We start from the raw sequence: 13,410 nt of genomic DNA, 5'->3' as shown, positions 1-13,410 counted from the left end.
CGTGATACCCTTACTGCTGCCAGCTCATGTCCATGACGAACATGGCTTCGTTGGCGGTCGGCTGCCACTTCAGCTTCTTGGCCGCGCCGTAAAGCGCATAAGCCTGATAGAGGCCGAGACCCGGAACGTCGTCCTTGATGATCTGGTAGGCTTGTTCGTAAAGCTTCAGGCGCTCCTTCGGGTCGAGGATAACACGGGCCTTGTCGACGGCTTCATCGAACTTCGGGTTCGAATATTTGGCCCAGATGCTGCCGGTACGGAACAGCGGGAAGATCACGCCGTCGACGTCCTGGCAGGCGCAGGACCATGCGCCGAAGGCGAGACCGCCGGCATTGGCCGGATCGCCCTGACGGCGCTTCAGGAAGGTGGCCTGGTCGCTGGAGGAGATTTCCACCTTCAGGCCGGCTTCGTTGACCATCTGCTGGATCGCCTCGACCGTCGCGCGGCTATAGGCCGGCGAGGTGAGGAATTCGACGGTCTTGCCTTCGGCACCGGCGGCTTTCACCAGTTCCTTGGCCTTGTCGAGATTGTACTCATAGCCCTTGATCTTGTCGGTATAACCAAAGACCGGCTCGGCACCGAGCACTTCCACCGGCTTGCCGTAACCTTCGAGCAGTGCTTCGACCAGCGCCTGACGGTCGATTGCGTAGGCGATGGCCTGACGGACGCGGATGTCCTGGGTGACGCCGCCCTGGGCGTTGACGAAGAGGTAGCCGATACGCTCGGTCGGGACCGAGAGGACCTGCGAATTGCTGTCGCTCTTGATGCTTTCGGCCTGATCCGGCGGTACTTCGCGGATGAGGTCGGCCTTGCCGGTCTTCAGGTCGGCGATGCGGGTGGAGACGTCAGGTACGGTGCGGAAGACGACCTTCTGGAACGGCGGCTTGGCGCGCCAATAGCTCGGATAGGCTTCGAGCTCGGTCTGCACGCCCTTCTGCCAGTTGGTCATCTTGTAGGGGCCGGAACCCATCGGCTTGACGTTGAATTCCTGGTCGCCGACTTTCTCGACATAGGCTTTCGGGACGATCGACAGCTTGACGAGCTGGGCAAGCAGCGCCGGATAGGCGGACTTGGTGGTCATTTTCACGACGGTCGGGCTGGTGGCCTCGGCCTTGGCGATCTGGTCGAACTGCGAGAGCTGCGGGCTCTTCAGCTTCGGGTCGATGATGCGGTTGATCGAGAAGGCGACGTCATCGGCGGTCAGCTTAGATCCGTCCTGGAAGGTCACGTCGTCGCGGATCTGGAACTCGATCGTCTTGTCGTCGATATATTTCCATGACTTGGCGATCTGCGGAACGATCTCGCCCTTGACGTCACGTGTCAGCAGGTTGTCGAAGATGTTGCGGTAGATCGTGTAGCTGTCCGTGTTCCACTGCAGATGCGGATCGAGCGTCGCCGCATCGTTCGGCAGGTCGATGGTCAGCGTGTCCTTGGTCTGGGCGAATGCGGTCGACGCGGTGAGCGCCAAAAGCATTGCGGCGATTGATGTGAATTTTGCAGACATGTTCCTTACCCTCATTTTCCTCTGTTGCTGCTGCATTCCTAGTCTGTTCTACGCCGCCTTTTCAGCGGTCTTCAGGCCTGCCTCGTCGGCGCAGTAGCGTGCTAGTTCCGCATGCGTGCAGAACCAGACATCGCCCTTCGATTTCGCGAGGCGGATGATTTCTTCAAGAATGAAGATACGCGACCGGTGGCCGACATGATGCGGGTGCATGGTGAGCTGGAAGAGACCTTCCTCTTCCCAGGCGACTTCCAGTTCGCGTGCAAAAATATCGAGTACCATGGCCGGGCCGCCGTAGGGGCGGGCGCCGGTCATCCGATCCATCGCCACATAAGGCGCGTCGTCGCGGATCCACTCGACCGGGATTTCGACGATGCCAGTCGGCTCGCCGTCTTCCAGAAGCTCGTAAGGCTCCTCGTCGGCCATCAGGGATGAATCGTAGAGCAGGCCCATCTCGCGGGCGATCTTCAGCGTATAAGGGCTAAAATCCCAAGAGGCGGTGCGCATGCCGACAGGGCGCGTACCGGAGAGCTTTTCAAGAACGTCGGCGGCCCGGAAGGCGAGGTCGCGTTCCGTCTCTTCGTCGAGACGGGAATTGAACTCGTGAATCCAGCTATGGATGCCCAGCTCGTGGCCGGAGGATGTGACAGTCTTGACCTCCTCCTCGTTAATCATCGCCGAGACCGCCGGCATGAAGAAGGAAGCTGGGATGGAATACTTCTCCAGGAGCCGCAGGATACGCGGCATGCCAGAGCGGGCGCCGTACTGGCCGCGGCTCATTGTGCCGAAGGACATGCCACCGTTTTTCAGCTCCATCGTCTCGTGGTCGGAATCGAAGGAGATTGCCACTGCCATGCGCGCGCCGTTCTTCCATTTGCTCGGCCGCAGGGAGCGCCCGGCGCGCACTTTCTGAACCTTCTGTCGCCAGACTGTATCCGACCACTTCCAAGGTTCGGAGACATCGTTTTGCTTATTCGGGGCGTTCATGAGATCGTTTGTCCTCCGGCGCGCAGTCTGCCATTGCGTAAGCAAGAATGGACTGGCTGCTTTATAGGCAGAATTGTTATGAGCCGATCCGGTAGCCAGCAATGGGGGTTTTGTTCACATCCATGAACTCTGAAGTGAAAAGTGCCGGTCGGATTCTGGATCTCCTGGAATATATGGCTTCGCGGCGTGAAGCCGTGCCGCTGTCGCAGATCGTTCGGGACCTTGAATTCCCGAAAAGTAGCGCTCATGGTCTGGTGCAAACACTGTCGGCGCGCGGTCATGTGGTTCAGGACGATGCCGGCCGGTATATGCTGGTGGAAGCGAGCCGTCACGGCTTTCCCTTCCGCCGCCATGAGGAGCCGCTTGTGGTTGTTGCTCAGCCCTTCATGGAGAAGCTTCGGGACGAATCCGGTGAAACCGTTCTGTTGGCCACGATGAACGCCCATTGCGACGTACGCCGGCTAGCGAAATGCGTGAGCCGTCATCGGGTGCGCTACGATGTAAACCTCGATGCGGCAATCGCTGCCTATTGCACGGCGACCGGCCGCGTGCTGCTTGCCTATGCGCCGAAGGAAGCCCTCGAGCATTATCTGGCCCGCGTTCAGCTTCTCTCCTATACCCGCTACACCGTCACCGATCTGGACGGTATTCGCGACATGCTGGTGAGGATTCGCCGGGATGGCTACGCGCTCAACAATGAGGAATTCGTCACCGGTTCCACGGGCCTCGCAGCGCCGATCCATGATGCCGGCGGTTCAGTCGTTGCAGCCCTCAATCTCGGCATGCCGACCATTCGTTATGTCGAACGGCGTGAGACGCTGCTATTGATGGTCCGCAGCGCGGCGGACGATATAAGCCGCGCTCTTGGTTATCGCCGCTGACAGGCCCGTAGGTCGCGTGTAGCGGCTAGAGGCGCAATCTTCGCTCGATCAGATGAGATCGGTCTTCTTCAAGACTTCCGCGATCGCGGTCCCGATAATGCGGGTGTTCGCTGCGTCCAGATGTATGCCATCGACCAGCGATGCTTCTGCAATGCCGGCGGCATCGAAAAACAGGCATTTCCGTTTGTTTGCAACCGCCTTGTAGAGAGGGGCGAGGAGCAGGGATTTATCGATCTCCAGCCCTTCCATCAGGGTCGTCATAGGCGGAGCCGGCTGACGAAAATGCGGCGGGCTGACGATCACGATCTCCGGCGCGGGGCGCCCTTTGCCGTAGTCGAAGGTGGTGACGATTTCCACGAGCCGCTCGATGCCTTCGGCGGAACCTTCCGCGGTGCCGCAGACATGCGGTTTCAGGTCGTTGGTCCCGAGCATGAAAACGACGAGGTCGAGCGGCGAATGGCTGGCGAGCAAGATGGGAAGGATGTTTGCGCCATTTCGGTCGATATTCGCTGTCCGGTCATCGAAACATGTCGTTCTTCCGGGCAGACCTTCCGCTATGACGCGAACATCATTGAAAGCAGCTTCCAAGGCGCTCGGCCACCTGTCTTCGAACGCGTATCTGCCGCCCTGGGGATTGGCTCCCCAGGTCAGGCTGTCACCGAATGCCAGAATCTGTTTCATCGACCTTTTGTCCAGATTTCCTGCTCAAACCGGTTATTCGCGCCAGTTCAGAAAGCGCCGTTCGATCCGTCCGATCACGAAGTTTACGATCAGGCCCATGATTGACAGGATCGTCACGCCGGCAAAGAGCTTCTCGAGATCGTAGAGCGAGCCCGCTTCGAGGATGTAGGAGCCGATGCCATATTGCGCGCCCAGCATTTCGGCGGCGACGAGCAAAATGATGGCGATCGAGATCGAAACCCGCAGGCCGGACAAGATCGCCGGAAAGGCGCCGGGCAGAACGATCTTGCGGACGATCGACCACCAGCTCAGGCCGAAGCTCTGGCCCATGCGGATCAGCGAACGATCGACATTGTCGACCGCGCCGAACGTGGCGACAACGGTCGGCGTAAACGTGCCGAAGGCGATCAGCATGTATTTCGACATTTCGTCGATGCCGAACCAGATGACGAAAAGCGGCAGGAGAGCGATCTTCGGGATAGGGAAGAGTGCCGCGACCAGCGGAACGAGGCCGGCTCGGACATAGCTGAACAGGCCGATCATCACGCCAAGTGCGACACCGACGGAGATACCGAGCGCCCCGCCGACGAGAAGCCGCTGCAGCGACGGGATGAGATGTTTCCAGAGACCGCCTGTCTGCCACAGTTGCACGAGCGTTTCAAAAACGGCGGTCGGGCGAGGCAGAGTGAGGTTGGTGATGAAGCCGGTGCGGGTGCCGATTTCTGCGAATATCAGCAGCGCCACGAAAACGGCAATTGCCACGCCGCGAACAGGCTTCGGCGCAAAGCCGCCGCCGCGGAACGGTACGGGCTGAACGACCGAACCGGTCTGGCCGGTATCCCTGTCGTTCGAAATCGTGGATTGTGTCGAAAGCGTGCCGGCGTCAGACATTGATCAGCTCCTTGTCCGCGGCAGCCGCTTCCTCGCGCATCAGCTCCCAGAGCTGTTTCTGTTTTTCGTCCAGCACCGGATCGCCGAGATGCCGTTCCGACAGCGGGATATCGATATCGACGATCTCGCGGATGCGGCCTGGGCGGCGGGAAAGCACCACGACGCGGTGGCCGAGCCGGACGGCTTCGTTCAGGTTGTGGGTGACGTATACGGAGGTGAACGGCTGGCGGGTCCAGAGTGCGATCAGATCGTCCATCAGTAGTTCCCGAGTCTGGCTGTCCAGCGCCGACAACGGCTCGTCCATCAGCATTACCGCGGGGCGCACGGCAAGCGCACGGCTGATCGCCACACGCTGGCGCATGCCACCGGAGAGCTGCTTGGGCAGCGCTTCGCGGAATTCCGAAAGACGTGTGCGCTCCAGTACGTTGGTGACGATATCGTCCATCTTGCGCCGAGAAAGACCGTGATCTTCCAGCACGAGCTTGATATTGCCTTCCACGGTGCGCCAGGGCAGCAGCGCGAAGTGCTGGAAGACATAGGTCAGCGGATTGAGACAATCTTCCGGCGGCTGACCGATCTGCAGGATTTCTCCCGACGACGGGCGCTCAAGTCCGCCGAGAAACCGCAGCAGGGTGGACTTGCCGCAGCCCGAAGGGCCGATCAGGCAGGCGATCTGGCCCCGTGGGATATCGAGCGAGAGATCTCGGATGACTTCGACGGAACCGTAATGATGATTGATATTTTTGAGTTTCAGGTCCATGCGGCCTCACTGCCGGAGGCCTTGAAAGGCCTCCGGTCCTGGGCGCCAGGCGATCAGATCGTCTTGACGTAGGATGTATCGAAAAGCTGGTCGTTGGTGATGGCATCCTTGACCATGCCTTCGGCCTTGAACCATTCGAGCTGCTCGACGCAGCTCTTCAGCGAGATCGCCATACCCTTGTTGACGCGCATCGCACCCTCGATGAGGTTCTGCTTGGCGGTTTCGAACGGGCTGTCGGCTTCGACATATTTGTAGACGAGCTTGGCCAGGGCATCGCGCGTAGCATCGTCTGCGGTCTTGTCGACGAAGGCGGCGTTATAGTCGTCGATCGCCTTGGAATAGGCGGTGATGAAGGACTGGGTCAGCGCCCGGTCGTTCTTGGCGTTCTTCGTCGAAGTGAAACCGGTCGTCACCTGATAGTCCGGCGCATAATCAGAAACGAGACCGATCTTCTTGGCTGCACCTTCGCGGATCATCTTGTTGGCCACATTGGCCTGGATCGCCCAGGCATCGATCTGGCCGGTCGACAGCGCGCCGACCACGGCGCCGAGCTTCTGCAGCGGGCGAAGCTGGATGTCAGCGAGCTTGATATTGTTGGCAGTGGCGATCTTGTGGGCCATGAAGTGGAAGGACGAGCCCGTCGTGGTGATACCGAAGCTCTTGCCGGCAAGTTTGGACGGATCAGTCAGACCGGCTTCGTAAGCCTTGTTGGAGGCAAGGATGACCGCGCCGACAACGCCCTTTTCCTCGGTCAGCGCGCCACCGACCACCTTGACCGCATCCTTCTGCGCCAGGCTGATCAGGCCGCCGCTCATGGCGGTCACGCCGAATTCCGCATCACCCGAGGCGATCGCGACAGCCATCGGCTGGGCGGCTTCAAAGAACTTCAGCTCGATATCGAGGCCTGCATCCTTGAAGTAGCCGCGCTCGTAAGCGATGAAGCTCGGCGCATGGCTGGCAAGGTTGAGGACGGCGAGATTGCGCTTTCCGGCGGCCAGCGCCGGCATGCCGAATGCGGCTGCGGCGCCGACGGCGCCCATGCTGATAAGTGCCTGACGGCGGTTCAGGGCAAAAGTCATATGGGGTCTCCTCCAATGTCGACGCGCTTGGCGGCGTCATATCATCTCAGTGTCACTCAACGCCTTCGAAGACAATGAATAATCATGGTGCCTTCAGCAGCACGCGGGCCTGTCATAAAGTCGCATATTCCAGAACCTGTGTTTGTCAAGCTTTGACGGGCAAAGCAGCCCAGGTGATCCCATTTGCGGCTTACTGTTCCGTTTCTCGGTGTAGGCGATGTCTTCGAGCTGACAGCACATGTCACGCTGCCGATATGTTTGGATCATAGAAGGCGGCGCATCAATAGGCGCAATGCCACCAAGAGAATTCCGGAAAGGTTCAAACGGGCTATGGTTTCCAACGGTTCGAACGCGCGTCATGTCATCGTCGTGGGCATTGATGGCTTGCGTCCAGACATGATCAACGAGAAGACGATGCCAAACCTGACCGCCATGCAGGCCCGTGGTGTTTCCAGCAAGGATCACCGCACCGTATTCCCGAGCGAGACGCGTGGTGCGCTAACGGCGCTGGCCAGCGGTGCCCGCCCGGAAACGACTGGCGTTCTCGGCAACGAATTCTATTCCCGCGACGGCTCGGACCGCCTGACGGGCACCGATACGATCCATGATTGGCGCGCCGGCGACAGGCGTATCATCGGCGGCATGGTGACGGCGACCAATCTGTCCGAAACTTTTGCCAAGAGCGGCAAGTCCTTTGCAGTGGTCAATTCGAGTGGGCAGGGCTCGTTTACGGCGCTCAACTGGAAAGGCGCCGATTGGGGGCAGGTGGGCTATAACGTCCGCCATCCCGCGATCGCCTTCCCTCCGGAACTCGCCGTCGATGTCGCCGAACAGCATCGCATGCCGGCCCATGGCCTCGACCGTGGTGCCGAACGCCAGGCCGTTGCCGTTTTCACCGATACCGTATGGCCGGCGAAAAAGCCGGATGCGGCGATCATCTGGCTGACGGAGGTGGACAGCGCCTCGCATCGTTATGGTCTCGGTGCCGAAGGCATGCTGGCTTCCATGAAGGATTGCGACGAGGCGATCGGCAATCTTCTGGAGTGGCGCGACAGACAGCCGGAGAAAGATGATATCGTCATTTTCGTGACCTCTGATCACGGCCATTCGACAATCAACGAGTTCATCTCGGTCGGAGATGCGCTTAAACAGGCCGGCATCGCGGCCGATACGAAGCTGGATGACGATATCGATGTCCTCTATCGACGCGGCCGTGCGCCGGGTTTCTGGCTTAAGAAATTCGACCAGGGCCTGCTGCAGGGGGTCTTCGATGCGCTTGTCGCCCAGCCTTGGTATGGCGCGACTTTTACCCGGGCGATCGAACCGGGCGCGCATGAGGGCATCATCCCCGGCACGCTGGCCCTGGAATTGACGGGCGCCGCTCATCGTCGTGCGCCGGATCTCTACATCAACCTCAAGGGTGACAACGACGCGGTCAACGAGTTTGGCGTGCGAGGCACTTCGATCTGTGATGCCGGTAGCTATAGTGGTATTCCGCTCGGCGGCGGCTCGCATGGCGGCCTGCACTGGAGCGAGCTTGCAGCGGTGTTGATCGGCGAGGGTGCGGTGCTCAAGCGCGGCGGTCAAGTCGTGGCATCGCGCACCGCGATTTACGATATCGCGCCGACTGTTCTCGAACTGCTGGGTGTCGAACGCGCCGCCACCATGACAGGCCGGCCTATGTTCGAATTGTTCGAGCATGGGCAATCCGTGCCGGCGCCGGTCGTTACGGAATATACCGCCGCGGTCGATGGCAAGATATCACGAATAGTTATCGGCCAGGTGGAAGGCCGGTCCTATGTGGATCAGGCCGATTTGCAGGCCTGATCCACTTTTGCTGCTGCGCATCCGGTTGGCAGGACGCGCAGGTGCCTCAATTCAAGAGGCTGTCAATTTCGATGCACTCCGATGCTCGGAGTTTAAGCTTCCCGTCAGAACGTTTTGCCGAGGCGGGCGTCGACGGAATGGCTGTTGCCGCCACGCAGTGCGAAGAACAGGAAAATCGCGGCCCAGAGGATCGATTTCTCGGCACCCGCCAAGCCTTCCGCACGCACGATCCCATGGAAATAGACCGTGACCAGCAGCACGATCATCGCGGCGAACGAGGCAGGGCGTGTGAAAAGGCCGATCGTGACCAGAATACCGCCGAAGAATTCCGTCGCCGCCAACAGCGGCGACCAGAAGACACCCGGATAAAAGCCGAGGCTTTCGACCATGCCGATGGCACCGAAAGGATTGCTGATCTTGCCGAAGCCGTGCGTGACGAGCAGCACGCCGGCTGTAACACGCAGGATCGTCTCGACGATCTCATGCGTCGAGGTGTAGACGGGGGTGAGGGCGGGAATAAACAGGCGAGAGCGGGTGGTGGAATGAAGAGCCATGGGGAGGACCTCTTGTCTTTGGGGGCAATGATTTCTCTACAGCGCCAAATTGCCTCTCGGTGATCCCAAGTCGAGATGCGTGCATTCAAAAACTTGACTATTTAAGGTGACATTATTGTGAGACTGATTTGAGCAGTCACGAAAGGAAAACCGATGGAAAAACCGCGCATCACGATTCTCTATTGCACTCAGTGCAACTGGCTGCTGCGCGCCGGCTGGATAGCGCAGGAGCTTTTGCAGACCTTTGACGACAGTCTGGGCGAAGTGGCGCTGATTCCAGGCACGGGCGGCAATTTCGAGATTCGCCTGAATGGCGATTTGCTCTGGGAACGCAAGCGCGACGGCGGCTTTCCCGGCCCGAGAGAATTGAAACAGCGGGTCCGCGACGTAATCGACCCCGACCGCGATCTCGGTCACCTGGACCGTAAAACCCCGGAAACCGGTGAAGCCTAAGGCTTTGCGCCATGTGGATAAAAAAGTTTTTTTGAGACTGACACGGAAAGTTCAAAAACCCTGTTGACTTGAAGAACCAGCCCCCGTACATGGCTCTCCGTCGCCCAGATGGCGGAATTGGTAGACGCGCCAGCTTCAGGTGCTGGTACCCGAAAGGGTGTGGAGGTTCGAGTCCTCTTCTGGGCACCATTCCGGTTTCAGACCGTCCTAGATGGTCCAGAAGCAACATAAAAAAGCCCGGTTTTCCGGGCTTTTTTATTGTCTGACGTCCGGTGACGTCCCGTTGCATCCGAAAGTTTTGTTGGTAGCATCGTTGGTGCTTGGCAGAAAATGCCAACAGCGGCTTGGCCCGATGCCAACAGAATTCCGGCTGGATACCAACATGGCGCTCACCGACACCGCCCTAAAGGCCCTGAAACCAACAGAAAAACCAACAAAGCACAGCGACGGCGGCGGGCTGCATGTTCTGCTTTCGCCGCAAGGCTCGAAGCTGTGGCGCCTGTCCTATCGTTTCGACGGCAAACAACAGACGATGGCGTTGGGCTCATATCCGGCCGTGACGCTTGCCGATGCGCGCCGACTGCGGGAGAACACCAAGGCCCTCCTGGCCAAAGGCATCAACCCTTCGCATCATGCGAAACTGGAGCGCATCACCAAACGAGCCAGCAATGCCGTCACATTCAAGGCGGTGGCGGACGAGTACCTTGTGAAGATCGCAAAAGAGGGCAAGGCCGACACGACCCGGAACAAGAAAGAATGGCTGCTTGGTCTTGCCATGTCCGACATTGGTTCGCGGCCCGTGTCCGAAATCACCGCTGCCGAGATCCTTGTTCCGTTGCGAAGGATCGAAGCCAAGGGCAATTATGAAACGGCCCGGCGTGTGCGCTCCACCATCGGGCAGATTTTCCGCTATGCCATTGCCACGGCGCGCACCGACAACGACCCGACCTTCGGGCTAAAAGGCGCCCTGACGGCGCCGGTTGTCTCGCATCGGGCCGCCGTGACCGGCAAGAAGGCATTCGGCGGCTTGCTTCGCGCGATCTGGGCCTATGAGGGAATGCCGGAAACGCGCATGGCGCTGCAATTGATGGCCCTACTTTATCCCCGCCCCGGCGAGCTTCGCCAAGCGGAATGGAGCGAAATCGATTTCGACAAGGCGATCTGGACCCTGCCGGCGTCGCGAATGAAGATGCGCCGCGAGCACCGCAAGCCGCTGTCGGGCCAAGCCTTGGCAATCCTCGAAGAGTTGCGCATGCTGACCGGTGACGGGAAGCTGTTGTTCCCCGCCGTTACGTCTCGCACCCGCACCATGAGCGAAAACACGATGAACAGCGCACTTCGCCGGATGGGCTTCACCCAAGACGAGGCGACGTCCCACGGTTTCCGGGCAAGCGCTTCCACATTGCTGAACGAAAGCGGCAAATGGGCGCCGGATGCGATCGAAGCAGAATTGGCCCATGTCGGCGCTGACGAGGTTCACAAGGCCTATCACCGGGCGCTCTATTGGGAAGAGCGGGTGAAAATGGCCGATTGGTGGGCTGGGGAAATCCACAAGATGAAATCACAGGTGGAATAGGGTCAATATTGAGCAACTGCCTCTTCTTCTGTCGTGGCTGCCGCGTCTATTATCCTGCATCGGCAGCGGGACGGAATCGGCAATGCCAAAACTCGAACCCTTGTGGGCACTTGACCCCGTTTTTTACCTGATCTTGCAGCGCTACCCAATCTTGCGGTTCGGCGCTCGCACTGAAAGCGTTGGAAAAAACTATGATCCGGATTTCGAGGAAAAGCGGGAGACGGCCGAAGAGGAATCCAAAGCCTATCGCGTCGAACTGGAGCAGCTTCCGACGGTCGAACTGAAAGCCCGAATCGCCGATGCCCGCAAGCGCGAAGCGGAGATTATCGCCGCGTCGAAAAAGCGCTTGGAGGACGAGCGCTTCTACAATCAGCCGGAGAGTACGCCCGATTTCAAATACTGGGCGAAGTTGTCCTATTGGTCCCTTGAAGAAATCGTCGCGCTCAGCCTTGGCCGCGACCCAAAAACGGTAAACTGGCAAAGCATCGGCCGTTTCTATTCCGAGTCCGAATTCGTCCGCCGATACGAACAGCATCGCACCATCGTCAACCGTGCCAAAGCCATGGGACAATTGTGGGAGCAGACCATTCCCAACGTGGCAGTCGCATGGGCTCGCCGGATGCGGATAGAGATCCCCGACCAACTTGCCGCTGAAATTGACGCGCTTGGAATTCAAGTTGCTGACTGGAAAAGCCTTTTCGATCAGCAACAGGAGGCATTCTCCAAATTGAGCGCTAGCCTTGCTGAAGAGCGGGAAAAATACCTGCTAGCGATGAACGAAAGATCGAAATTTCAAGAAGAATATTCTGCACAGGCCAACAGTACGATTACGGGATACCAGACGTTAGTCGAGAGCCTGAAGGCCAAAAACAAAGAACTATCTGAAGCGCTGGGCCGTCTCCAGAAAGACGAAGCCGATGCAGGCAAGCGTGATATTGGCGTGCGCGAACGTGAAAGTCTGTTGAAGCTTGTCATTGGCATGGCCATAGGCGCCTACTGCTTCAATCCAACAATGGCGCGAAATTGTGCGACAGCGGACATTGAAACCGACCTCGCCACCCGCGGCATTCCCCTGGATGCCGACACCATCCGAAAATACCTCAACGAAGGCAAAGCCTTGCTGCATGGCGAGGTAACCGAATAGCACCTTCCAAAACCGAATTCGGTTTGACGTAAACCGAATTCGGCCAAGCCCACTATCGGCCGACTTAAAACCATCTCGTTTCAACCAAGACGAGATGGCACCATGCCGAACAACACCCATTTCCCTACAACCGGCTTCGTCCGGCTTTCCGCAATCATCGCGCCGAACGGGCCGATCCCTGTCAGCAAGTCCACATGGTGGGCGGGCATCAAGGACGGGCGGTTTCCGAAGCCGGTAAAGCTTGGCCCGCGCATCACTGCATGGCGGGTGGAAGACATTCGATCGCTTATCGACAGCGGAGGCCGGTGAATGGCCGGGCGTCGTCCGATCCGGCGGGCGATCAAGCAGCATTACAGCTACACCACCGAGGAAGCGGCCCTTGTTCTTGGTGTGGCGAAGGGCAGCGTGCGGCGATGGCTAAAGGCGGGATTGCCGCACCTGGCCGACCAACGGCCCTTCCTGATCCTGGGAAGCGATTTGCGCGCCTTCCTCGACAAGCGGGACAAGCCGAAGCAGCGATGCGGGCTGCATGAATTCTACTGTTTCCGTTGCCGTGAACCGAAACCCGCTGCCGGTGGATTGATCGACTACACGCCACGCACGGCCCTTAGAGCAGTTCCCTGTCTGACTGAATCGAATGGCTTTGCAAATCGCTCGCGTTCTGATTCAAGCTATCTGCCGATGGAGGTCGGCAGATATGTCGAAAGCCCTTTCCGTTGATCTTCGCATACGCGTGCTTGCCGCCGTTGACGGCGGCGCTTCACATAGGGAGGCTGCCGAGCGTTTCGGCGTTAGTGCGGCCAGCGTGAGCCGTTGGCGTAATCTACAAATCCGGCAAGGAAACGTTCGTCCCGGTCCGCTCGGTGGCGACCGTAGCTCCCACAAGATTGAAGCTCATGCCGATGTGATTATGGGCTGGCTCGGAGAGCACCGGGATGGAACGCTGTTTGAGCTTCGTAACGCTCTTGCGGGCCAAGGCATCATCGCGAGCAAATCGTCCCTGCACCGGTTTTTGGTTCGGCACGGCCAGACGCGCAAAAAAAGACTGGCCATGCGGTAGAGCAAAGCCGTCCCGA

Annotated in this window: 14 protein-coding genes, 1 tRNA gene and 1 pseudogene; 9 read left to right on the top strand and 7 right to left on the bottom strand. The window is 59.0% G+C overall.

The genetic code is table 11. The features are described from left to right. Positions 1-10: 10 nt before the first annotated feature. Together KX729_RS11310 and KX729_RS11305 are read right to left on the bottom strand one after the other, a co-directional pair. Entirely contained in the window at positions 11-1,504 is a 1,494-nt protein-coding gene (locus tag KX729_RS11310) for an ABC transporter substrate-binding protein (RefSeq protein ID WP_219742570.1), read from the bottom strand. A 48-nt stretch (positions 1,505-1,552) separates the two neighbouring features. Further along, the gene (locus tag KX729_RS11305; protein ID WP_219742569.1) at positions 1,553-2,488 is read right to left on the bottom strand and encodes a polysaccharide deacetylase family protein; all 936 of its coding nucleotides are present in this window, start codon (positions 2,486-2,488) and stop codon (positions 1,553-1,555) included. Between the two features lie 134 nt (positions 2,489-2,622). Here KX729_RS11305 and KX729_RS11300 point away from each other — a divergent pair, with 134 nt between their 5' ends. After that, positions 2,623-3,369 carry an IclR family transcriptional regulator gene (locus KX729_RS11300; RefSeq protein WP_312990823.1) on the top strand — a complete coding sequence of 249 codons (747 nt, stop codon included), beginning with the start codon at positions 2,623-2,625 and terminating at the stop codon, positions 3,367-3,369. 48 nt (positions 3,370-3,417) lie between these two features. Here KX729_RS11300 and KX729_RS11295 read toward each other — a convergent pair whose 3' ends face one another. From KX729_RS11295 to KX729_RS11280, 4 genes are read right to left on the bottom strand one after another with little or no spacing between them, the layout of a single operon-like run. Next, positions 3,418-4,050 (bottom strand): SGNH/GDSL hydrolase family protein, encoded by a 633-nt coding sequence (locus KX729_RS11295; RefSeq protein ID WP_219742567.1) that lies wholly within the window; start codon positions 4,048-4,050, stop codon positions 3,418-3,420. Positions 4,051-4,083: 33 nt separating this feature from the next. Continuing rightward, positions 4,084-4,941, bottom strand: a complete 858-nt coding sequence (locus KX729_RS11290; protein ID WP_219742566.1) for an ABC transporter permease — start codon at positions 4,939-4,941, stop codon at positions 4,084-4,086. Continuing rightward, complete coding sequence (locus KX729_RS11285) at positions 4,934-5,701, bottom strand: ABC transporter ATP-binding protein (RefSeq protein WP_219742565.1); 768 nt, start codon at positions 5,699-5,701, stop codon at positions 4,934-4,936. The genes KX729_RS11290 and KX729_RS11285 overlap by 8 nt, the downstream gene beginning before the upstream one ends. 53 nt (positions 5,702-5,754) lie before the next feature. Continuing rightward, on the bottom strand, positions 5,755-6,780 hold the full coding sequence (locus tag KX729_RS11280; protein WP_219742564.1) for an ABC transporter substrate-binding protein: 1,026 nt from the start codon (positions 6,778-6,780) through the stop codon (positions 5,755-5,757). A 330-nt stretch (positions 6,781-7,110) separates the two neighbouring features. On the opposite strand from KX729_RS11280, the gene KX729_RS11275 reads away from it, so the two are divergent. After that, positions 7,111-8,607: an alkaline phosphatase family protein gene (locus tag KX729_RS11275; protein ID WP_219742563.1), complete on the top strand. Its 1,497-nt coding sequence runs from the start codon at positions 7,111-7,113 to the stop codon at positions 8,605-8,607. Between the two features lie 104 nt (positions 8,608-8,711). Here the strand turns inward: KX729_RS11275 and KX729_RS11270 are convergent, their stop codons facing one another. Then, positions 8,712-9,161: a DoxX family protein gene (locus KX729_RS11270; RefSeq protein WP_219742562.1), complete on the bottom strand. Its 450-nt coding sequence runs from the start codon at positions 9,159-9,161 to the stop codon at positions 8,712-8,714. Between the two features lie 153 nt (positions 9,162-9,314). Between KX729_RS11270 and KX729_RS11265 the strand changes: the two genes are divergently transcribed. The 7 genes and pseudogenes from KX729_RS11265 to KX729_RS11235 all read left to right on the top strand — a co-directional run. Further along, complete coding sequence (locus KX729_RS11265; protein WP_219742561.1) at positions 9,315-9,614, top strand: Rdx family protein; 300 nt, start codon at positions 9,315-9,317, stop codon at positions 9,612-9,614. A gap of 102 nt (positions 9,615-9,716) precedes the next feature. Next, a tRNA-Leu gene (locus KX729_RS11260) sits at positions 9,717-9,803 on the top strand. A gap of 193 nt (positions 9,804-9,996) precedes the next feature. Beyond that, complete coding sequence (locus KX729_RS11255; RefSeq protein ID WP_219742560.1) at positions 9,997-11,190, top strand: tyrosine-type recombinase/integrase; 1,194 nt, start codon at positions 9,997-9,999, stop codon at positions 11,188-11,190. A gap of 82 nt (positions 11,191-11,272) precedes the next feature. Next, entirely contained in the window at positions 11,273-12,334 is a 1,062-nt protein-coding gene (locus tag KX729_RS11250) for a hypothetical protein (protein ID WP_219742559.1), read from the top strand. Positions 12,335-12,436: 102 nt separating this feature from the next. After that, complete coding sequence (locus tag KX729_RS11245) at positions 12,437-12,643, top strand: helix-turn-helix transcriptional regulator (protein WP_115668775.1); 207 nt, start codon at positions 12,437-12,439, stop codon at positions 12,641-12,643. After that, complete coding sequence (locus KX729_RS11240) at positions 12,644-13,054, top strand: helix-turn-helix domain-containing protein (protein ID WP_219742558.1); 411 nt, start codon at positions 12,644-12,646, stop codon at positions 13,052-13,054. After that, a pseudogene (locus KX729_RS11235) lies at positions 13,032-13,410 on the top strand (helix-turn-helix domain-containing protein); the annotation flags it as partial. The gene KX729_RS11240 and the pseudogene KX729_RS11235, both read left to right, overlap by 23 nt.

The sequence above is a fragment of the Neorhizobium populisoli genome, from assembly GCF_019430945.1.
Lineage (GTDB): Bacteria > Pseudomonadota > Alphaproteobacteria > Rhizobiales > Rhizobiaceae > Neorhizobium > Neorhizobium populisoli.
Note: the sequence above shows the minus strand (reverse complement) of the source record. Positions and strands in the feature narration are given on the sequence as shown.